At 66.0% G+C, this 20,886-nt stretch carries 14 protein-coding genes; 7 read left to right on the top strand and 7 right to left on the bottom strand.

Annotated features, from left to right (window positions below; translation table 11 throughout):
* Positions 1 to 94 precede the first annotated feature (94 nt).
* Positions 95 to 1,378, top strand: coding sequence for an SGNH/GDSL hydrolase family protein (locus AC1DX2_RS15830; RefSeq protein ID WP_477197316.1), 1,284 nt, complete (start codon positions 95 to 97; stop codon positions 1,376 to 1,378).
* A 101-nt stretch (positions 1,379 to 1,479) separates the two neighbouring features.
* Positions 1,480 to 3,036 (top strand): glycoside hydrolase family 43 protein, encoded by a 1,557-nt coding sequence (locus AC1DX2_RS15825; RefSeq protein WP_477197315.1) that lies wholly within the window; start codon positions 1,480 to 1,482, stop codon positions 3,034 to 3,036.
* A 155-nt stretch (positions 3,037 to 3,191) separates the two neighbouring features.
* Here the strand turns inward: AC1DX2_RS15825 and AC1DX2_RS15820 are convergent, their stop codons facing one another.
* On the bottom strand, positions 3,192 to 4,406 hold the full coding sequence (locus tag AC1DX2_RS15820; protein ID WP_477197703.1) for an endo-1,4-beta-xylanase: 1,215 nt from the start codon (positions 4,404 to 4,406) through the stop codon (positions 3,192 to 3,194).
* A gap of 111 nt (positions 4,407 to 4,517) precedes the next feature.
* Between AC1DX2_RS15820 and AC1DX2_RS15815 the strand changes: the two genes are divergently transcribed.
* The 4 genes from AC1DX2_RS15815 (at position 4,518) to AC1DX2_RS15800 (ending at position 12,176) form a co-directional block, all read left to right on the top strand.
* Positions 4,518 to 6,704, top strand: a complete 2,187-nt coding sequence (locus tag AC1DX2_RS15815) for an alpha-glucuronidase family glycosyl hydrolase (RefSeq protein WP_477197314.1) — start codon at positions 4,518 to 4,520, stop codon at positions 6,702 to 6,704.
* Between the two features lie 170 nt (positions 6,705 to 6,874).
* Positions 6,875 to 9,952 (top strand): TonB-dependent receptor, encoded by a 3,078-nt coding sequence (locus tag AC1DX2_RS15810; protein WP_477197313.1) that lies wholly within the window; start codon positions 6,875 to 6,877, stop codon positions 9,950 to 9,952.
* 180 nt (positions 9,953 to 10,132) lie between these two features.
* On the top strand, positions 10,133 to 11,230 hold the full coding sequence (locus AC1DX2_RS15805; RefSeq protein WP_477197312.1) for a LacI family DNA-binding transcriptional regulator: 1,098 nt from the start codon (positions 10,133 to 10,135) through the stop codon (positions 11,228 to 11,230).
* Between the two features lie 163 nt (positions 11,231 to 11,393).
* Complete coding sequence (locus AC1DX2_RS15800) at positions 11,394 to 12,176, top strand: NYN domain-containing protein (protein ID WP_477197311.1); 783 nt, start codon at positions 11,394 to 11,396, stop codon at positions 12,174 to 12,176.
* 245 nt (positions 12,177 to 12,421) lie between these two features.
* On the opposite strand, the gene AC1DX2_RS15795 is transcribed toward AC1DX2_RS15800, so the two are convergent.
* The 6 genes from AC1DX2_RS15795 to AC1DX2_RS15770 all read right to left on the bottom strand — a co-directional run bounded on the left by AC1DX2_RS15795 (position 12,422) and on the right by AC1DX2_RS15770 (position 19,499).
* Positions 12,422 to 13,201 carry an ATP-binding cassette domain-containing protein gene (locus tag AC1DX2_RS15795; RefSeq protein WP_477197310.1) on the bottom strand — a complete coding sequence of 260 codons (780 nt, stop codon included), beginning with the start codon at positions 13,199 to 13,201 and terminating at the stop codon, positions 12,422 to 12,424.
* Positions 13,201 to 14,412 (bottom strand): sugar ABC transporter permease, encoded by a 1,212-nt coding sequence (locus AC1DX2_RS15790; protein ID WP_477197309.1) that lies wholly within the window; start codon positions 14,410 to 14,412, stop codon positions 13,201 to 13,203. Before AC1DX2_RS15790 ends, AC1DX2_RS15795 begins: the two co-directional genes overlap by 1 nt.
* Positions 14,409 to 15,473, bottom strand: coding sequence for a D-xylose ABC transporter substrate-binding protein (gene xylF / locus AC1DX2_RS15785; protein WP_477197308.1), 1,065 nt, complete (start codon positions 15,471 to 15,473; stop codon positions 14,409 to 14,411). The genes AC1DX2_RS15790 and xylF overlap by 4 nt, the downstream gene beginning before the upstream one ends.
* A gap of 109 nt (positions 15,474 to 15,582) precedes the next feature.
* Positions 15,583 to 16,929, bottom strand: a complete 1,347-nt coding sequence (gene xylA, locus AC1DX2_RS15780) for a xylose isomerase (protein ID WP_477197307.1) — start codon at positions 16,927 to 16,929, stop codon at positions 15,583 to 15,585.
* 60 nt (positions 16,930 to 16,989) lie between these two features.
* The gene (xylB, locus tag AC1DX2_RS15775) at positions 16,990 to 18,444 is read right to left on the bottom strand and encodes a xylulokinase (RefSeq protein ID WP_477197306.1); all 1,455 of its coding nucleotides are present in this window, start codon (positions 18,442 to 18,444) and stop codon (positions 16,990 to 16,992) included.
* On the bottom strand, positions 18,441 to 19,499 hold the full coding sequence (locus AC1DX2_RS15770) for a LacI family DNA-binding transcriptional regulator (protein ID WP_477197305.1): 1,059 nt from the start codon (positions 19,497 to 19,499) through the stop codon (positions 18,441 to 18,443). The genes xylB and AC1DX2_RS15770 overlap by 4 nt, the downstream gene beginning before the upstream one ends.
* Before the next feature lie 261 nt (positions 19,500 to 19,760).
* Between AC1DX2_RS15770 and AC1DX2_RS15765 the strand changes: the two genes are divergently transcribed.
* Positions 19,761 to 20,867, top strand: a complete 1,107-nt coding sequence (locus AC1DX2_RS15765; RefSeq protein WP_477197304.1) for an aldose epimerase family protein — start codon at positions 19,761 to 19,763, stop codon at positions 20,865 to 20,867.
* Positions 20,868 to 20,886 lie beyond the last annotated feature (19 nt).

The raw sequence follows: 20,886 nt of genomic DNA, 5'->3' as shown, positions 1-20,886 counted from the left end.
TTTCCGCTACCATATCTTCACCACAAAATGAATAGCGCTACCATACCAGAACAGGTAGACACTTTTCATCAGAACAAACCAGGAGACTTTTCTCATGCCATCACGTCAGCGCGGGCGGCATGCCTGCCTTGGCGGCCTGTTGCTGGCCGCCGCCACCTTGAGCTTGTCCGCCACCGCATGGGGCGCGGACGTACCCACCGCCAACGGTGCCAACCACTGGGTGGCCACCTGGGGTGCGGCGCAGCAGCTGCCTGAGCCGCAGAACGAGTTGCCGGCCGAGCTGTGGCGCGATGCCAGCCTGCGCCAGATCGTGCGCGTGTCGCTGGGTGGCAGCCAGTTGCGGGTGCGCGTCAGCAATGCGTTCGGCACCACGCCGCTGTTTGTCGAGGCCGCCAGCGTGGCCAAGGCGCTGGCGGCGGGCAAGACCGACATCGAGGCCGGCTCGGCCAAGGCGCTGACCTTCAACGGCCGCGCCAGCGTGATGATTCCGGCCGGCGCTGAGTATTACAGCGACCCGGTTCCCTTCGCGCTGGCGCCGGGCGCCGACCTGGCTGTCAGCATGCACTTCAAGGGCGAGCCGATACGCCAGACCGGCCACCCCGGCTCGCGCGCCACCAGCTTCGTCGCCAAGGGCAACCAGGTGATGGAAGCCACCTGGCCGCAGGCGACCAAGGTGGTGCATTGGTACCAGCTGTCTGACGTGGAAGTGCTTGCCCCCAAGCACGTGGGCGTGCTGGTGGCCATGGGCGATTCCATCACCGATGGCCACGGCGCCACCACCGACGGCAACAACCGCTGGCCCGACGTGCTGGCCGAGCGGCTGCGCCGCGACGGCCCGCAGATGGGCGTGGTCAACGTGGGCATAGGCGGCGGCCGTGTGCTGCGCGACGGCCTGGGCCCCAACATGGCGGCGCGCTGGGACCGCGACGTGCTGGCCCGCCCCGGCGTGACGCACGTGGTGGTGATCATTGGCGTCAACGACATGGGCAACCTGCACCGCAATGGCGACGACACGCCGCAGGCGCGCCAGCGCATGCTGGACGACATCATGCTGGCGCACCGCCAGCTGGTGGAGCGGGCGCACGCGCACGGCATCTGCGTCATCGGCGGCACGCTGACGCCTTACATGAACGCCGACTACTACCGGCCCAACGCCGACAACGAGGCCGACCGCGTGGCGCTGAACACCTGGATACGCACCAGCGGCACCTTTGACGCCGTGGCCGACTTTGACGCTGCCACGCGCGACGCCGCGCAACCGACCCGCTTCAGCAAGGAGGCGGACTCGGGCGACGGCCTGCACCCCTCGCCTGCGGGCTTCCGCGCGATGGCGGCAGCGGTGCCGCTGGAGGCGCTGAAAAAGCGGTGCGGCCGATGATGTTGAACAGCCGTCACCAAGGAAAAGTGGTGTGCGCCGCTTGGTTGACAGCTTCGTGGCGCTTGGTGCGCGCCACGCTTTATGGGGCCGCTGTTGTCTGCGTGGTTTCAGCACAGGCTCAGCCCGCCACTTACCGCAATCCGGTGCTCAGCGGCTTCCATGCCGACCCCAGCGTGTGCCGCATGGGCAACACCGATGACTACTACCTGGCCACCAGCAGCTTTGAGTACTTCCCCGGTGTGCCCATCTACCACAGCAAGGACCTGGTGCACTGGCGCCAGGTGGGCCATGCGCTGACGCGCGAGAGCCAGCTGCAGCTGGTGGGACAGAAGAGTTCGCAGGGCATCTTCGCGCCCACGCTGCGCTGCCACAACGGCACGTTCTACCTGGTCACCACCAACATCGACAACGGTGGCAGCTTCTACGTCACCACCAAAGACCCGGCCGGTGAATGGTCCGAACCCCTCTGGGTGAAGGAAAAGAGCTGGAGCATGGACCCGTCGCTGTTCTTCGACGACGACGGCAAGGTCTATTACACCCGCCATGGCGAAGGGCGCAACGGTGGCGTGTTCCAGGCCGAGATCAACATCGCCACCGGCGAGCTGAAGGAAGCGCCTAGGCTGGTGTGGCGCGGCACCGGCGGCATCTGGCCCGAGGGGCCGCACCTGTACAAGCACAACGGTTGGTACTACCTGCTGATCTCCGAGGGCGGCACCTCCTACGAGCACAGCCTCACCGTGGCGCGCAGCAAAAGCCCTTGGGGGCCGTTTGAGGCTTACGCGGGCAACCCCATCCTGACACACCGCAACGCACCGCAGCTGCCTTTGCAGGCTGTCGGCCATGGCGACCTGGTGCAGACCACCAACGGCAGCTGGTGGGTCACGCTGCTGGGCATACGCCACCAGCAGCGCCAGCACCACATCGGCCGCGAGACGCTGTTGGCGCCTGCCGGCTGGACAGCGGATGGCTGGCTGCAGGTCAACAACGGCCAGCCGCTGGCCATGACGATGCCGGCCGCCGGCCTGCCACCCAGCGCCCCTTGGCCCCAGCCTGCTGTGCGCGACGACTTCACCGCCCCCAAGCTGGCCCTGCACTGGGTCACGCTGCGCACAAGGGCCAGTGGCCTGTGGTCGCTGACCGAGAGGCCCGGCATGCTGCGTCTGAAAGGCAGCGCCGCCACGCTGGAAGACATTGCCACGCCCGCTTTCGTCGGCCGCCTGCAACAGCACCTGCATGCGCGCGCCGCCACGCTGCTGGACTTCACGCCCAGCGCCGAGGGCCAGAGTGCCGGCCTGGTGCTGCGGCAAAACGAGGCCAACCACTACCTGTTGCGCGTTACCGGCGCGCCGCAGCGCAAGGTGGAACTGGTGCTGCGCATCGCCGGCCAGTCGGTGGTGCTGAAAACGCTGCCGCTGGCGCCCGGGCCGGTGATGCTGCAAGTGCAGGCCACGCCGGACAGCTATGCCTTCAGCTTCAGCCAGGGCGGCGCCGCGCCGCAGGCCATGGGCAGCGCGCCCACGCAGCCGCTGTCGTCTGAGCGGGCGGGTGGCTTCACAGGCGTGTTCATGGGCCTGTACGCGACGGCAGGCACAGCCAAGGACGCGGCCATGCCGCCGGCAGATTTCGACTGGTTTGACTACCAGCCTTTGGCGGACTAAATTCCCGCCGGGCCGCCCCAAGGGAATTTGCGGCCCCCGAGGGGCTGAAGCCCGCGGCTCACAACCTGCCTGCGCAGGTTGGGACGGGCTGAAGAGCCATGGCCTCTGGCCATCGGCCTGTCCAGGGAGCTACACGAAGTGAGCGACCGTGGGGGCTATTTCGTGCGCGCCGGCATCGCCTTGAGGGCATCGGCAATCGCCGTGCGCAGCGGCTTGGCGCGCAGCTGCGCGTCAAACGGCGTGCAGCGCTGCGGCTGGCCGTCGGCACGTGGATAGTAGGATTGCAGCCAGCTCAGGTGGTCGGCCATGCCCCACAGCAGAAAGTCGCGCAGACGCGGGTAGCTCAGCGTGATGTCCAGGAACTCGCGCGCCTCAGCCGCCACGGCGGCGTCGCGCGACGGGATGTCTGCCGGCAGTTTGCCGTCGTTGACATCGAACTCGGTGATCAGCAGGTCCAGCCCCATGCCCGTGACCTCGTCCAGGAACTTGCGCCACTCGCGCTGCCGGTGGGCGCGTTCGGCAGCCGGTTCACCGTCCACCCCAATGTGGGCCTGAAGCCCCAGCGCTTGCACCGGCGTGCCGCGCGCCTTCATGGCCTGCAACAGCTTGAGCACACCGGCACGGTGGTTGGGGCCGTCCCAGTGCATGAAATCGTTATAGACCAGTTGGGCCTTGGGCGCGTGCTCGCGCGCCAGGCGGAAGGCGTAGTCGATCTGCGCCACCGGGTCATTGCCCATGGCCTTGTTCAGCACGTTGACGCGCAACTCGCCGGTCTTGGGGTCGATGGCCTCGTTGACCACGTCGTAGCTGTAGATGCTGTCGCCAAAGTGTTTGCACACGGCGGTGATGTGCTCGCGCATCAGGCGCTCGGCTTCCTTGGACGGCTCAGGCCCGAAATTGTGCGCGTTGACCCAGTCCGGCAGCCACTTGGGTGTTTGCCACACCAGCGTGTGGCCGCGCAGCGCCATGCCCTCCTTTTTCGCCCAGGTCAGCATCTCGTCTGCCGGCGCGAAGTTGAACTGCCCCGGGCGTGGCTGCAGGTATTGCCACTTGGTCTCGTTCTCGGCCACGATGGAGCTGCACTCGCGCGCCATCAGGGCCCGGTAACCGGGGTCCTGGAAGCGCACGCGCTTGTCGCTGTCGTCCCTCACGATGCCCATCGCATTGCCAAAGTACATGCCCTTGGCGGCGGCCAGCGTTTTCAACGGCGTTTCACTGCTGGGCGGCAGTTCGGTGGCGCCGGCGTAGCGCATCGGCAGCAGACTGGCGCAGGCGGCACCGCCTAAGCCCGCCAGCAATTGGGTGGCGCGGCGGCGCGACATGGTCATGGCATCTGCGGGGGACGACGCGGTCAGGCTAGTGGTTTTCATCAACGTCTTGCTCCTGTTGGCTATGGCATGATGCAATGGTTGCGCTCACATCCATTGGGGGATTGTGAACCAGGCACAGCCGCGCCGCATCCATAAAAACCAGGAGACACCATGATCCACCGCCTGTTCCGGGCCCTGGCGCTGTTGGCGCTGGCGCTCGGCCTGCTCAGCCCCGCCATAGCCTCCAGCCCTGTCGACGAGGACGGCTATGACCTGTGGCTGCGCTACCGCCTGCTGGAGCCCACCGCCCGCGCCCAAGTGCAGCAGCACGCGCGCACGCTGATGGTGGGCAACGCCCAGTCACCCACCGTGCAGGCGGCCGTGGCGGAGTTGCAGCGCGGCGTGCGTGGGCTGACAGGCCAGGCGTTGGCGAGCGCCCAGCAGCCGCAAACCGGTGCCCTGGTGCTGGCCACGCCCGCCTCCCTGCCGGCGCTGGCAGAGCTGAAACTGCCGCTGGCCGCACTGGGCTCCCAGGGCTACCTGCTGCGCAGCACCCAATGGCTGGGCCGCCCGGTGACGCTGATTGCCGCCAACAGCGACATCGGCCTGCTGTATGGCGCCTTCGCCTGGCTGCGCGCCGCCAGCACCGGCGCTGACCTGGGCCGGCTGGATGTGCAATCCGCCCCCAAGATCCAGCACCGCCTGCTGAACCACTGGGACAACCTGGACCGCAGCGTGGAGCGCGGCTATGCCGGCGAATCGATCTGGAACTGGTGGGAGCTGCCCGCCGTGCGCGACCCGCGCTACACCGACTACGCCCGCGCCAATGCCTCGCTGGGCATCAACGCCACGGTGCTGAACAACGTCAACGCCAAGGCCGACGTGCTGACCGCACCTTGGATCGCCAAGGCCGCCGCAGTGGCCGATGTGCTGCGGCCCTACGGCATCAAGGTCTATCTGTCGGTGCGCTTCTCCACCCCGCTGGAACTGCACGCCACGCCCACCGCCGATCCGCTGGACCCGGCCGTGGCCGCCTGGTGGCAAGCCAAGGCGAGCGAGATCTACCGCGCCATCCCCGACTTCGGTGGCTTCCTGGTCAAGGCCAATTCTGAAGGCCAACCCGGCCCGCAGGACTACAAGCGCAACCATGCAGACGGCGCCAACATGCTGGCCAAGGCGCTGGCGCCGCATGGCGGCCTGGTGTTCTGGCGCGCCTTCGTCTACTCGCCGGACAACCCCGACGACCGCGCCAAGCAGGCCTTTGACGAATTCAAGCCGCTGGATGGCCAATTCGCCCCCAACGTCATCGTGCAGGTGAAGAACGGCGCCATCGATTTCCAGCCGCGCGAACCCTTCCACCCGCTGTTCGGCGCCATGCCCAAGACGCCGCTGGCGATGGAGTTCCAGATCACCAAGGAATACCTGGGCTTTGCCACCCACCTGGTGTACCTGGGCGCGATGTATGAGGAGGTGCTGAAGGTGGACACGCACGTGGCGGGTGATAAGGCTGGTGCAGGCCCCACCGTGGCCGAGGTGATCACCGGCCAGCAGCACCCCGGCCGCCCGACGGCAATCGCCGGCGTCGCGAACATCGGCAGTGCGCGCAACTGGAGCGGCTCGCACTTCGACCAGGCCAACTGGTACGCCTATGGCCGCCTGGCCTGGGACCCAGGCCTGAGCGCCCGCGCGCTGGCGCAGGAATGGGCGCAGCAGACCTTCAGCACCGAGCCGCGCGTGGTGCAAACCATCACCGGCATGATGCTGCTGTCGCGCGAGGCGGTGGTCAACTACATGACACCGCTGGGCCTGCACCACCTGATGGCCACCGGCCACCACCACGGCCCCGGCCCCTGGGTGGACGACCTGAAACGCGCCGACTGGAACCCGGTCTACTACCACCGCGCCGACAAGGCCGGCATTGGCTTTGACCGCAGCACCACGGGTAGCAAGGCCGTGAGCCAATACGCCCCTTACTGGCAACGCCAGTGGGGCAGCGCCGCCAGCACCCCGCCCGAGCTGCTGCTGTGGTTCCACCATCTGCCCTGGGCGTACGCCATGCCCTCAGGCCGCACGCTATGGCAGGAGATCGTGGCGCGCTATGACCTGGGTGTGACGCAGGCACAGGAGCTGCGCCAGCGCTGGCAAGCCCTGAAAGCCGACATCGACCCCCAGCGCTTTGCCGACACCGACCAGCGCTTGGCCCAGCAAGTGCTGGAAGCCCAGTGGTGGCGCGATGCCTGCGTGGCCTATTTCCAGTCCGTCTCCGGCCTGCCGTTGCCGGCCGGCGCCAAGCCGCCGGCCAAGAGTCTGCAAGAGTACAAAGCCATCCGCTTTCCGTATGCACCCGGCCGCGGGTGACCCCTCAAATTCCCTCATTGCGACACCCTAGGGAAAACACGCATTACGGGTCTGATTTCGCTGCACGTACACTAAAAATGTTCACGCTAACATTTAGTGTTAACAGCAACAGAAGTTTCGCAATTCAAAAACAGTGGGCTGATGACGGCCCAACAACAGGAGACAAGACCATGCACAAGCATTGCAGGAAACCGGGCCTGCGCGCGCCGGGCAGCAGCCGCGTGCTGTTTGGCCTGACGGCGCTGGCTGGGCTGATGGCCCAGGCCTATGCCCAAACCACCCCCTCGACCCCCACCACAGCCGCCCTGCCCGCCGTTGAGATCACCGGCTTTCGCGCCAGCCTGGAGTCCACCACGCGTGACAAGCGTGAAGCCGTGGGCTTTCAGGATTCGATCTTTGCCGAAGACCTGGGCAAGTTCCCGGACAGCAACATCGCCGAGTCCATCAACCGCATTCCCGGCATCCAGATCAGCCGCGAAATCACCGGTGAAGGCATCAACATTCAGATCCGCGGCCTGGGCACCAGCTTCACCAAGATCCTGCTCAACGGCGGCCCTGTTGCTGTCGCCTCCACCGGCCGCACCGACAGCCAGAACACCAACCGCGAGGTAGACCTGGACCTGCTGCCCACCGACCTGTTCCGCAGCGTCACGGTCAACAAGAGCCCCACCGCCGGCATGCTGGAAGGCGGCGCCGCCGGCATCGTCAACATGCGCAGCGCGCGGCCGTTTGACAATCCCGGCAAATTCTTCGCCTACAACCTGCAGGGTGTGGAGAACCAGGTGGCCGATAAGTGGGGCAGCCGCGGTTCCGTCCTGGGCAGCACCACCACTGACGGCACCTTCGGCATCCTGGGCGGATTCGCCTGGTCCAAGATGAAGGTGCGCACCACCGGCTTTGAGACCATTGGTTGGACCAACCCCAACCTGTCGGCCACGCAGAACACCTCGGCCACCCGCAACAACACCGGCGGCGGCAACTGGACCATCCCCGGCACCGTGCCGGCCAATGCCGGCAATGGGCTGACCACCGGCGCCACCGTGGACCAGGCTTTCCTGCTGGCCAACAACCCGGGCCTGACGATCCAGCAGATCGACAACGCCATCATCCCGCGCCTGGGCCGCACGATGGAAGAGTACGGCACCAAGGACAAATGGACCGGCGTGGTGAGCGCCGAATGGAAGCCCAACGCCGACTTCTACGGCTACGTGGACGCCATGGCCAGCAAGAAGAAGAACCAGATGGTGCGCCAGGACATGAACTGGATCGGCCGCAACGGCGCCATGGTGCCCATCAACATGCAGGTAGACCGCACGGACTGCGCCGACGGCTGCGTGGTGACCAAAGGCACCTACACCAACGCCCAGTGGTTCCTGGAGTTCCGGCCCTATACCGAGGATGTGACGCTGTACGGCATCAACCCCGGCTTCGAGTGGAAGATCAACAAGGACTGGAAGCTGGACGGCCAGATCAACTGGACCAAGAGCAGCTTCCACCGCGACTCGCCCACCGTCGGCCCGGTGAGCTTGCTGGGCAACGGCACCACCGTCAGCTTCAACAACACGACAGGCGGCATTCCAAGCATCACCACCAACCTGGACCTGAACAACCCGGCCAATATGCAATGGAATGGTGGACGCGTGAATCAGCAGGAAGAGCTGCGCGAGACCGCGACCAAGGGCGTACGCGCCAACCTGACCTGGGGCGACAAGGAGTTCACCGTCAAGACCGGCTTTGCCTTTGACGACATCTCACGCCGCATCCGCGCCAAGGACAATACCAACGCTTGGCAGTCCGCCGTCTGCGGCAACAACCCTTCCGTGGTGCTGCCGGGCCCCAACAGCGGCCTGCCGGGCTGCAACGGCGCCAGCACGCCGGGCGTGAGCTACGCGTCGGTCTATCCCGGCTACGGCACGGGTTCCACCGCCGGCCAGAACACGCCGCTGGTGTACAGAGGCTCCATCATCACCAACGCTGGCCTGGCCAACTACCTGACACCCGGGTCGCTCGGCTTCGTGACGGTGAACTGGGACAAGTTCCGCACCGACACCAATTACCAGGCCTATTCCGACGCAGCGCCGGACACCGCCTCGTCCAATACCGGCGCCAGCGCCGGCTACATCCAGGAAAAGACCAAGGGCATCTACGTGGAACTGAACGGCCAGGCACGCCCGGCCGACATGCTGCTGCGCTACAACGCCGGCGTGCGCTACGTGCAGACCGACCAGACCGTGGGCGCTTTCGGGGTGACGACGACCGACCCGCGCAACGCCACGCTGACCAACGGCGGCCTGTACCCCAGCATCTCGCCTTTCAATTACGTGACCTCCAGCTACAGCAACGTGCTGCCGTCGTTCACCGCTGCGTTGAACCTGCGCTCCGACGTGGTGGCACGCGCCGCCGTGTCGCGCACCATGACGCGCGCCAACCCGGATGGGCTGCGGCCGACGCTGAACTTCAGCTCGCCGTCGGCAGACGTCGGCTCGGTGGGCAATTCCGAGCTGAAGCCGTACATCTCCGACAACATCGACCTGGGGCTGGACTGGTACACCGGCCGCGAGGGCTACCTGTCGGCCACCTTCTTCCAGAAGAAGATCAACGGCTTCACCGTCAACGAAAACGTCACCCAGCCGTTCAGCAGCCTGGCTGCCTACGGCGTGACGTATGACTCGCTGACGCAGTCGCAGAAGGACGCCATCACCGCGCGCGGCGGCCCGGGCACGGCCAGCGTGGTGCTGACCCGGCCGCGCAATGCCGGCGGCATCCTGAAGATCCAGGGCACGGAAATCGGCTGGGTGCAGCCGCTGGACAAGATCTTGCCGGTGAAGGGCTTTGGCGTCACCGCCAACGTCACCTTCACCCACCAGGGTGCCACCGGTGAAGGCACGGGCGGTTTCATCGCGCTGGGCGTGCCGCAGATGACCAACAACTTCACGGCCTACTACCAGTACGATGGTTACATGCTGCGCTTCTCGCGCACCTTCAACCAGGGCAGCCAGATCGCCAACGCCAACCAGAACGGCATCGCACTGGCCGCGCTGTTCCAAGACCCCTACCAACAGCTGGACATGTCCTCCAGCGTGGACCTGGAGCGGGTGCTGGACAAGAAGGGCTGGCCCACCATCACCTTCGACGTGGTGAACCTGGGCAACTCCATCCAACGGCAGTACTTCCAGTTCTCCAACGCCACCTTCACGCAATACCAACCCGGCCGCACCTACGTGGTGGGTCTGCGCGCGAAGTTCTGATGGGCCTTGCAACAGATGGCTGACAACCGCAAGAGTACTGGCGCGAGGGCCGCCATGGGGGGTGCGAGGGGGTGGGCGGCCCTCGCGGCCGGTGCCTGCGGTTAAAGTGAGAGGTATTGGCACGGGGCATGCTTGCCCCGTGCCTGTTTACAATTTGTGCATTCCAAGCTACCAAAACAGATGACCAGGACACGGGTGAAGGCGGAAGTCAGCCGCGAGCGCAAGCGCCGCGTGGCCACCATGTCCGATGTGGCCACCATGGCGGGCGTGTCGCCCATGACCGTCTCGCGCGTGGTCAACGGCGAGACCAATGTGCGCGAAAGCACGCGCAAGAGCGTCAACGCCGCCGTGGCCGCGCTCAACTACATGCCCAACCAGGCGGCACGCCGCCTGGCCGGCTCCAAACCGATACGCCTGGGGTTCCTGTACAGCAACCCGTCAGCGGGCTACCTCAGCGAATTCCTGGTCGGCCTGCTGAACCAGGCCAGCCTGAACCATGTGCAGCTGGTGGTGGAAAAGTGCGAGGCCGGCAACCATGAAGAGGAAGCCGCCCGCGACCTGATCGCCAACGGCGTGGACGGCATCATCCTGCCGCCGCCGCTGTGCGACTCGGCCGGCCTGATCGACCTGATCGCCAAATCCACCACCCCTGCGGTGGCGGTGGCCTGCGGCCAGCCCGACCAGCGTGTCAGCGCCGTCAGCATTGACGACTACCACGCCGCCTATTCCATGACGCGCCACCTGGTGGCACTGGGCCACCACCGGCTGGGCTTCATCATCGGCCACCCGAACCAAACCGCCAGCGCGCGCCGCCTGGCCGGCTTCAAGGCGGCGCTGAAAGACAGCGGCACGCCCCATTCGGCCGACCTGGTGGTGCAAGGCCTGTTCACCTACCGTTCGGGCCTGGACGCGGCAGAAACCCTGCTGGGCCTGGAGCAGCGCCCCACCGCCATCTTCGCCAGCAACGACGACATGGCCGCCGCCGCCGTGGCCATCGCCCACCGCCTGGGCCTGGACGTGCCAGGCGACCTGACCGTGGCCGGCTTCGATGACACCGCCCTGGCCATCACCATCTGGCCCGAGCTGACCACCGTGCGCCAGCCCATCGCCGCCATGGCCGAAGCTGCCGTCAACCTGCTGGTGCGCCAGATCAAGGCAAGGCGCAACAACGAGCCCGAGCCGCCGGAGCACATCGTGATGGACTTCAAGCTGGTGCGGCGGCAGTCGGACGCGGCGCCGAGGTTGCGGCCGCCTATGAAGATGGCGGGGCGGGTGTGAGTCTCGTTTAGACGGCACGACACATTTCAATACCTGGTTGAAGACATCTGAAACCAGGTTTTGCGGCGTCCCTTCAGTTGTTTCTCATACGGCATAAGCCTGCACGTGACTGCGTGCAAGAGCCTCGATATCATGCACAAATCAGAGTGTATGGGGAGAGGCCATGGCGCAATCAGACTCGAACGCCAGTTTTCGAGTTGCAGTCCTAGCAGACTGCGACAACACAACACCAGAGATTCTTGAATACGCATTACGCGTTGTTGCCCAATTCGGCCGCGTCGTGCTACGCCGCGGGTACGGCAATCACAGTACGCTGGCCAACAAATGGCAAGAAGCACTGGTCAGACTGGCCTTTACACCATGTCTGCAATACCAATATGCCGCTGGCAAGAACACTTCTGACATCGCTCTGGCGCTTGACGCGATGGAGGCACATTTCGACGGACGCGCCGAAACTTTTTGCCTCGTCACAAGTGATTCCGACTTTGCTCACCTGTGTCGCAAACTGCGTGAACGCGGTGCCACGGTGTACATCGTTGGCGAAGCCAAATCACCGGATGCGCTGAGAAACGCCAGCGACCAATTTTTTGAATGGGTGCCTTTAGAAGCGCTCGGGTTGGAGTCCACCGTAGCCCAAGCAGTCAAAGCCTCTGGCACGGCAAAGCCGAAAATGCGACCCAAATCTGTAGTCGAAGCAGTCAGGCTCTTGGCTGCTGATACATCTGACGGCCGAATTCACGTTGGCGCTCTCGGACAGTACTTGCGTCGTGCTGACCCCGCGTTTTCTCCTCAAACCTTTGGTCACTCCGGACTTGTCAACATGCTCAAAACCTATGACCTGCTGGCGCTTCACCAAGAACCAGGGGGAAATTGGACCGTTGAACTGGCGGTAGCTAAGACGACGAACAAACCCAATGCACCAACAACAGTTTCTACTTCACAGTAAGGGCACGAGGATTTTGAGGCCCGCCGACCACGTCCCGCCAGCATGCCGGGTGGCCGCATTGGGGCGCAGGCGCTCATTCGTGCCCACGAGCAGTTATCCGAACCAAGAGCAACGTTGAGGCCAGTCCAATCAGTGTGAGACGGGCCTGCCACCGCGAGCACGCCGGAGAACCAATGCGGACGCCCAGCGCGCTTGCCAGTCGGGGTATGTGCGGCGCCAGATGAATTCAGAGGGCTTCGACAGGCTCAGCCCGAACGGAATGTTGCGGGCTGGCCAAGAATGATCATGCCGAGCACCTCATCCTGCGTCACATCAGCCACGGCCACCGTATCCACCACCGCCCCATTCTTCATCACCGTCACCCGATCACACACCTCGAACACATCGGCCATGTCGTGGCTGATCAGGAAGATGCCTATGCCTTGCGCCTTCAGGCGCTGGATGGTGTCCAGCACCATGCGGGTTTCGGCCGGTCCTAAAGCGGCGCAGGGCTCGTCCATGATCAGGATGCGGGCGTTGAAGTACAGCGCGCGGGCAATCGCCACCGTTTGCCGCTGCCCGCCAGACATGGCACGCACGGGCTTGCGCATGTCGGTGAAATTGGGGTTCAGCTTGCGGATGACCTGCAGCGCCTCGTGCGCCATGCGGTCGGTGTCCAGCGTGCGCCAGGGGGTCAGCAGCTCGCGGCCGAGGAACAGGTTGCTGGGTGCATCCAGGTTTTCGGTCAGCGCCAGCGTCTGGTGAATCGTCTCTATGCCGGCGGCACGGGCATCGCGCGGGCTGGTGAAACGGTGCGGCTGACCGTTGACGTAGATGTCACCGGCGTCGGCGGGGAACACGCCCGACAGCATCTTGATCAGCGTGCTCTTGCCCGCGCCGTTGTGGCCCAGCAGGCCCACCACCTCACCGGCGTGCAGCATGCAGCTGACGCTGTCCACCGCCTGGATGCCGCCAAAGTGCTTGCTCAACGCGCGCACATCCACCAGCGGCGTGCCCTGTTGCTGCATGGCCGCGCTCGCTGCCATCACCGCCCCCGCCTGCGGTTGTAAACCTGGTCAAACCACACGGCGCCGATCAAGATCAGGCCGATGAAGATTTGCCGCTTGGCGCTGGACACGTCCATCAGCACCATGCCGTTGTCCAGGCTCTGGATCAGCAGCGCGCCGACGATGGCGCCGGGGATGCTGCCGGTGCCGCCGGCCAAAGACGTGCCGCCTATCACCGTGGCGGCAATCACGTACAGCTCGGCCATCTGGCCTATGGAGTGCGTGCCCGAGTTCAGCCGTGCGGTGGTGATGCTGGCCGCTATGGCCGCCAGCGCACCCATCAGCATGAAGACGGCGAGCAGCACGCGCTGCGTGGGCAGGCCCGACAGCACCGCCGCCTCCGGGTTGCCGCCGTAGGCGAATACGTAGCGGCCCAGCCGGGTGCGCTGCGCCACCGCGTGCAGCAGCACGGCCACGGCAACCAGGATCAGCACCGGCACGGCAATGCCTTTGCCCACCGGCACGCCGGCGTCCAGCGAACTGGCGGGGTCGGGGTAGGCGCACATCACCTCCACAAAGCCCAGCACCGCGGCGCAGGCCAGCAGCACCTTCAGCGCATCAGCCCACAGCGGTGGCTGTGCGGCCTGGTAGCGGGCGCGCGAGCGGCGCGCTTGCACCACCTGCGCCAGCACGATGGCGCAGGCCAGCAAGCCCAGCGCCCAGCTCCACCCCGGCCCTATGGCCCCTTGCACGCCGCCGCCCAGACGGGCGAACGTGGTGGACAGGGGTGCCAGCGTTTGCCCATCGGCCACCAAAAAGGCGGCGCCGCGAAACATCAGATAACCCGCCAGCGTGACGACAAAAGCCGGCACGCCGCGATAAGCCACCCACCAGCCCTGGAACAGCCCCAGCGCCAAACCCGCCAGCACACCCAGCGCGATGGAGACAGCCCACACATGGTCTGTCTCCGCCCCCAGCCACTCGGTCTGCACAAAGGCCACCAGCATGCCGATGAAGGCCATTTGCGAACCCACCGACAGGTCGATCTGCCGCGCCACGATCACATACACCATGCCGCAGGCCATGATGGCGGTGACGCAGGTTTGTATCGACAGGTTGTACAGGTTGCGCGGCGACAAAAAGATGCCGCCCGTGGCAAGGCCCAGCGCCACCCAGATGGCAGCCAGTGCCAGCAGCAGCGACACGAAGCGGGCGTCCAGGCCCGCCCGCTCCAGCCAGGACGATGTCACTTGCAGGCAGCCGGCGCCTTGGCCGGCAGCACACCGCCGCACACCTGGGCCTTGGTAACCCAGCCGGCGGTGATGACCAGCTGCAGCTTGTCAGCCGTGATGGCCTCGGGCTTCAAAAAGATGGCCGGGATGGGCAGCCTCTTGGTGCCACCGCTCCAGGTTGTCACGCCGGGGATGGCGATGGCTTTGGTGCCTGCAGCCAGCTGCGCGGCGTAGGTGCCGGCCGCCTTGCCCAGCGCGCGCGCGTCTTTCCACACGGTCACCGTCTGCTCGCCCCGCGCCACGCGATTCAGCGCAGCCACATCGGCGTCCTGCCCTGACACGGGCACGCCGGTGAGTGCTTGCGCGCGCAGCGCGGCAATGGCGCCGCCGGCGGTGCCGTCGTTGGAGGCCACCACCGCGTCCACCTTGTTGGCGTTCTTGGTCAGGATCTGCTCCATGTTGCGCTGGGCCACTTCGGGCGCCCAGCCTTCGGTGTACTGCTCGCCGACGATTTTGATGTCGCCCTTGCCGATGGCCGGGTTCAGCACCTCGCGCTGGCCGGCGTTCAGAAAGTCAGCGTTTGGGTCGGTGGGCGAGCCCTTGATGAATACGTAGTTGCCCTTGGGCTTGACGGCCAGCACGGCACGCGCCTGCATGCGGCCCACTTCCACGTTATCGAAGGTCAGGTACAGCACGCCAGAGTCCTGGATCAGCCGGTCGTAGGCCACCACCGGGATCTTGGCCTCCTTGGCCTTGGCCACGGCGGGCAGGATGGCGTTGGCGTCCATGGCCAGGATGATCAGCGCCTTGGCACCCTTGGCGATCAGCGCCTCGATGTCGGCCAGCTGCTTTTCGTTGGAGCCCTGGGCGTCGGCACTGATGTATTTGGCGCCAGCGGCGGCCAGCGCGGCCTTGATGGCGGCCTCGTCCTTCTTCCAGCGCTCTTCCTGGAAGTTGGACCAGGACACGCCGACGAGCTCGTCCTTGGCCTGCGCGGCCTGCCAGGGTGTGAGCGCGGCAGCGGCCAGCAGCAAGCTGCCGGCGTGCCGCAAAAGCAGTTGCCTGATGGTTGTTTGCATGGCTTGTCTCCTCTTTGTCGCCTCTGCGGGCTTCAGCCATTGATTGGGCGCCGGCCGCAGCCGGCGCGCATCGGGGTTTGCGCGGGCTTGCGCCCGGCCGGTCTGTTCGTCAGATGTAGTGGTTGACCAGCGCTTCCAGCCACTCCTGGCGGCCAGAGCGGGGCTGCGGGTCCAGCCCCTTCTTGTCCACCAACGCAGCCAGGTCGGCCAGCGATTGCTTGCCAGACAGGATGTCCTTGCCCAGCTTGGTGTCCCAGCCGGCGTAGCGTTGCTTGACATGTTCGGCGGGCTTGCCGTCCTTGACCATCTTCTCAGCCACCAGCAGCGCGCGGGCGCACAGGTCCATGGCTTCGGCGTGGCCGATGATCAGGTCTGCGGGGTCGATGGACTGGCGGCGCACCTTGGCGTCGAAGTTCAGGCCGCCGGTGGTGAAGCCGCCGCCCTGCAGAATGTAGTACATCGCCAGCGCCATTTGCGGCAGGTTGTTGGGGAACTGGTCGGTGTCCCAGCCCAGCAGCTCGTCGCCCCGGTTCATGTCGATGGAGCCGAAGATGCCCAGCGCGTGCGCCATCTGGATTTCGTGCTCGAAGGTGTGCCCGGCCAGCAGCGCGTGGTTCTGCTCGATGTTGACCTTGACCTCCTTCTCCAGCCCGTAGCGCTTCAGGAAGCCGTAGACGGTGGAGACGTCGTAGTCATACTGGTGCTTGGTGGGCTCGGCCGGCTTGGGCTCGATCAGCACCGGGCCCTTGAAGCCTATCTTGTGCTTGTGCTCCACCACCAGGTTCAGGAAGCGGCCGAGCTGGTCCAGCTCGCGCGGCAGGTTGGTGTTGAGCAGAGTCTCATAGCCTTCGCGGCCGCCCCACATCACGTAGTTTTCACCGCCCAGCTCGTGGGTCAGCTCCAGCACGTTCTTCACCTGACCGGCGGCGTAAGCAAACACCTCGGGGTCGGGGTTGGTGGCGGCGCCGGACATGAAGCGTCTGTTGGAGAACAGGTTGGCCGTGCCCCACAGCAGCTTGATGCCGGTCTGGTCCATCTTCTTCTGGAACACTTCGCCGATGCGGCGCACGTTCAGGTTGCTCTCGCGCAGCGTGGCGCCTTCGGGGGCGATGTCGCGGTCGTGGAAGGTGAAGTAAGGCGCGTTCAGCAGGCGGAACAGGTCGAAGGCCACATCAGCCTTCTGTTTGGCCTGGGCCATGCCGTCGCCACCGGCGGCATGCCAGTCGCGGTTGAAGCTGCCGTCATAGCCGAAGGGGTCAAAGCCGTTCCAGCAGAAGCTGTGCCAGTAGCAGATGGCAAAGCGCAGGTGCTGGTCCATGCGCTTGCCCAGCACCTTTTGCTCGGGCTTGTACCAGCGGTACTTGAAGGGCTCGTTGCCCTCGAAGAAGGAGGATGAAAGAGAAAACTTTCCCTTCGCCGCCTTGCTGGCGGACTTGGTGGTGGTGGCTTTTTTCATGATGATCTGCTCAGACTTTCAACAAAAACGGTTGTCTCGGTGGATGTTCTTCCGGGGTGCTCAGGCTGACCGCGCGAACGCGCTCAGCGGGGTGTACAGGCTTTGCCACTTGCGGTGGCGCTGCGCGTGCAGCGCGGCTTGCGCAGGGCGCGGCGTGAAGCTGCGCAAGCGTTGCGGCTTCTTCAAATCACTCAGCGGTAGGCCAGCAGCCAGCTGGGCCAGGCGGGCTGCGCCCAGGGCACAGCCGATGTCGCTCTCGGCCACCTGGTGCAGCGGCACATTCAGCACGTCGGCCATCAACTGGCACCACAGGGATGAGCGGGCGCCGCCGCCTATCACGTCGGCCTCTTTCAGCTGCGTGCCGGCACTGGCCAGCGCCAGCTGGGCGTCTTGCATCGCATAGGCCACGCCTTCCAGCACGGCCAGCGTCATGTCAGCGCGGGTGCAACCGGCTTCCACGCCGACGAAGCCGCCGCGCACGGCGGCGTCGTTGTGCGGCGTGCGCTCGCCGCTCAAATAGGGCAGGAACCAGCAGGCCGAGATGGCGTCGGGCTTGATCTCTTGCAGCAGCGTGGCTTCATCCGCGCCAGTGACTTCGGACCACCAGGCCAGGCAGGCAGCGGCTGACAGCAGCACGGCCATCTGGTGCCAGGTGTTGGGCAACGCGTGGCAAAACGCATGCACGGCGCTCTGCGGCGCCGGCGCGAAGCGGGCGGTGGTGGCCCACAGCACGCCCGAGGTGCCCAGCGACACAAAGGCGTCGCCCGCCTGGGTGGCGCCCAGACCCATGGCACCGGCGGCATTGTCACCGGCACCGCCGGCGATCAGCGGTGGCTTGGCAAAGCCCCAGCGCTGGGTCAACTCGGACTTCAGCGTGCCGCTGACGGCGTTGCCTTCCACCAGGCGCGGCATCTGGTCGCGGGTGAGGCCGGTGGCGGCCAGGGCGGCATCGGACCAGTCGCGCTGGCCCACGTCCAGCCACAGCGTGCCGGAAGCGTCGGACATGTCCTCGGCGTACTCGCCGCACAGGCGCCAGCGCACATAGGCCTTGGGCAGCAGCACCTTGGCCACGCGGGCGAAGATGTCGGGCTCGTGCTCGGCCACCCACATCAGTTTGGGCGCCGTGAAGCCGGGGAAAGCCAGGTTGCCGGTGACGGCGTGCAGCGCCGGCCACTCGCGCGTCAGGCGCTCGCATTGCGGGGCGCTGCGGCTGTCGTTCCACAGGATGCAGGGGCGCAGCACCTGGCCTTGCGCATCCAGCAGCGTGGCACCGTGCATCTGCCCGGACAGGCCGATGGCGGTCACCTGGGCCAGGTCGGCGGCATGGCTGGCGCGCAACGCGTCCAGGCCGTCGCACACTGCCTGCCACCAGTGTTCGGGGTCTTGCTCGCTCCAGCCCGGCTGTGGGCGGCTCACGGCCAGCGGCCGGCTGACGCTGGCCAGCACGCGGTCGCCGGCAGCCACCAGCGCGGTCTTGACGCTGGAGGTGCCGATGTCTATTCCCAAGGTGATCAAGGCAGGTTCTCTTTGACGAAGATGTCTATGCGTATGCGTTCCTGGTCGGGCACCACGCGCTCTTTGTTCAGGCGGGCCAGGGCCAGGCGGAAAGCCGAGCGCAGCTCGTGCCCGGCGTCCTGGTTGATGACGGCGTCGGCCACGCCGTCCAGCAGCGCGCGGCGGGCGTGGGGCGTCAGCTCATGGCACACCCACACCACCTGGCTGGCGCGGCCGCTGTCCACCAGCGCGGCCTGGATGCCGCGGTTGCCGGCACCAATGCTGTAGATGCCGGCCAGCTGCTTCTCGCGCTTGAGCAGGTTGGTGACCAGCTGTTCGGTGCGCACCGAGTCGTCATGTCCTTCCAGTGGCGCCAACAGCGTCAACTGCGGGTGCTCGGCGGCCAGCACCTGCTGGAAGCCGAACAGGCGCTCGGCGTGGTCGCGCAGTGCATGGCTGCCCAGCACGATGCCCAGCTTGCGCGGGCCATCGCTGGCGGAACTGCCGCCGACGAAGCGCCCCATCAGGCAGCCGGCGGTGCGGCCGGCAGCCACGTTGTCTATGCCCACATAGTGGGCACGTTGCGAGCTGGGCACGTCCGACACCAGCGTGATGACGGTGGTGCCCTCGGCCACCAGGTCGTCAATGGCGGCGCGCACCAGCGGGTGGTCCAGCCCCATCACCAGCACGGCGACGAACTGGCCGCGCAATGTGGCCAGGTGGCGTGCCAGCGCTTCAGGCGAGAACACATCGACCTGCTGAATAACGGCGGCCAGGCGCATTTCGGTCAGCCAGGGCGCCAGCGTCTGCACCTGCTCGGACAGCATGGCCACAAAGCTGTTGCTGCCCGAGGGCAGCACCACCGCCACCGTGTGCGTGCGGGCACGCGCCAGGCGCGAGGCGGCCGGGTCGGCGCGGTATTCCAGCCGGCGCACGGCGGCATGCACCTGGGCCACGGTGTCCGGACGCACGCCGGCGCGGCCGTGCAGCACACGGTCCACCGTGGCCAGGCTGACGCCGGCCGCAGCGGCCACGTCCACCAGCTGGGGGCGTCGGACAGGGTTGAAGGAATCCATCTTGGATGAGGATTCTAATGATTGAAAATGAGGTACGCAACTCATTTTGATGCGCCACCACGTAAAGAGTGAAAATTATCTGCCTGATTCACTTAGACGCCCATCATGCGCGCGGCATAAATGATGTACGCCCATCATGGTCTTTCCGGATGCGGTAATCCAGGGTGCTGCGGCATAATCCCGGACTAGGCGCAGATGCAGCACCTCTTGCTTCGAAGCCACCGGCGCCTTCGCCACTTTCGCCTTTTTGACCCGTTCCCCTTGGACCACTCCAGCCCCACCGCCACCCTGCCCCGAGAGGCGGCCCTGCTGCGTGAAGATTTCCAGGCCCGCCTGCATGGCCGCCATGTGGACCTGTACACGCTGCGCAATGCGGCAGGCACCTGTGTGCGCATCTGCAATCTGGGCGCGCGCTTGCAGCAGGTGCTGGTGCCCGACCGCCATGGCCAGCTGGGCGACGTGCTGTTGGGTTACGGCAGGCTGGATGACGTGCTGCGTGACGGCTCCTGGCAGGGTGCTTTTGTGGGCCGTTATGCCAACCGTCTGAGCGGCGCCCGGCTGGCGCTGGACGGCCAAACCTTCACACCGCCCGCCAACGACAGCGCCAACCTGCTGCACGGGGGTGACGCCGGCTGCGCCATGCAGGTGTTTGACGTGCTGCACGCCAGCGATGCGCGGTTGGTGCTGGGCCACCGCTTTACCAGCGCGGCGGACGGTTTCCCCGGCGACATGGACCTGCGTCTGACGTATGAGCTGAACGCGGACAACACACTGAGCATCAGCTGGCAGGCCCAGGCGCTGGAGCGCAGCACGGTGGCCAGCTTCACCAGCCACGGCTACTTCAACCTGTCGGCTGAAGGAGGCGCCACGGTGCTGGACCATGAGCTGCAGATGGACGCCAGCGCAGTATTGGAAGTAGACGCGGCCCAGTTGCCCACTGGCCGCGTGCTGCCAGTGGCCGGCACGGCGTTTGACTTCCGCCACCCGCGCGCGTTGGGCGATGAGGGCTGGCGCGCCCCGCACTCCGGCTTTGCCGAGCCGGCGCTGTATGACCACTACTGGGTGCGCCCCGCTGACCAAGCTGCAGGCACGCTGGCGCGCCTGGCCACGGTGCGCCACCCCCAAAGCGGGCGCAGTCTGCAGGTGTGGAGCACCGAGCCCGGCCTGCAGGTGTATGCCGGCCATGCGCTGCACCACAACCCGCTGGCCGACAAAAAGGGCTTGCGCATGCCGCGCCATGGTGGGGTGTGTCTGGAACCCTCGCGCTACCCGGATGCGCCGAACCAGCCGACCTTTCCCTCGGCACGGGTGGCGGCCGGCGAGGTGTACGCCGGGCGCATTGAATACCGCTTCGACACCGACGCCTAGCACCCACCGCCGCGCTTCA

This window comes from Hylemonella sp. P2_B10, assembly GCF_056404875.1.
This window is presented reverse-complemented; position numbering and strand designations above follow the sequence as displayed.

What these genes read in the sequence shown, in the direction of transcription:
- AC1DX2_RS15805 (WP_477197312.1), top strand. Translation starts at nt 10,133, where the DNA reads ATGACCAGGACACGGGTGAAGGCGGAAGTCAGCCGCGAGCGCAAGCGC.
- xylA (WP_477197307.1), bottom strand. Translation starts at nt 16,929, where the DNA reads ATGAAAAAAGCCACCACCACCAAGTCCGCCAGCAAGGCGGCGAAGGGA.
- AC1DX2_RS15770 (WP_477197305.1), bottom strand. Translation starts at nt 19,499, where the DNA reads ATGGATTCCTTCAACCCTGTCCGACGCCCCCAGCTGGTGGACGTGGCC.
- AC1DX2_RS15815 (WP_477197314.1), top strand. Translation starts at nt 4,518, where the DNA reads ATGATCCACCGCCTGTTCCGGGCCCTGGCGCTGTTGGCGCTGGCGCTC.
- AC1DX2_RS15795 (WP_477197310.1), bottom strand. Translation starts at nt 13,201, where the DNA reads ATGGCAGCGAGCGCGGCCATGCAGCAACAGGGCACGCCGCTGGTGGAT.
- AC1DX2_RS15820 (WP_477197703.1), bottom strand. Translation starts at nt 4,406, where the DNA reads ATGAAAACCACTAGCCTGACCGCGTCGTCCCCCGCAGATGCCATGACC.
- AC1DX2_RS15830 (WP_477197316.1), top strand. Translation starts at nt 95, where the DNA reads ATGCCATCACGTCAGCGCGGGCGGCATGCCTGCCTTGGCGGCCTGTTG.
- xylF (WP_477197308.1), bottom strand. Translation starts at nt 15,473, where the DNA reads ATGCAAACAACCATCAGGCAACTGCTTTTGCGGCACGCCGGCAGCTTG.
- AC1DX2_RS15810 (WP_477197313.1), top strand. Translation starts at nt 6,875, where the DNA reads ATGCACAAGCATTGCAGGAAACCGGGCCTGCGCGCGCCGGGCAGCAGC.
- AC1DX2_RS15800 (WP_477197311.1), top strand. Translation starts at nt 11,394, where the DNA reads ATGGCGCAATCAGACTCGAACGCCAGTTTTCGAGTTGCAGTCCTAGCA.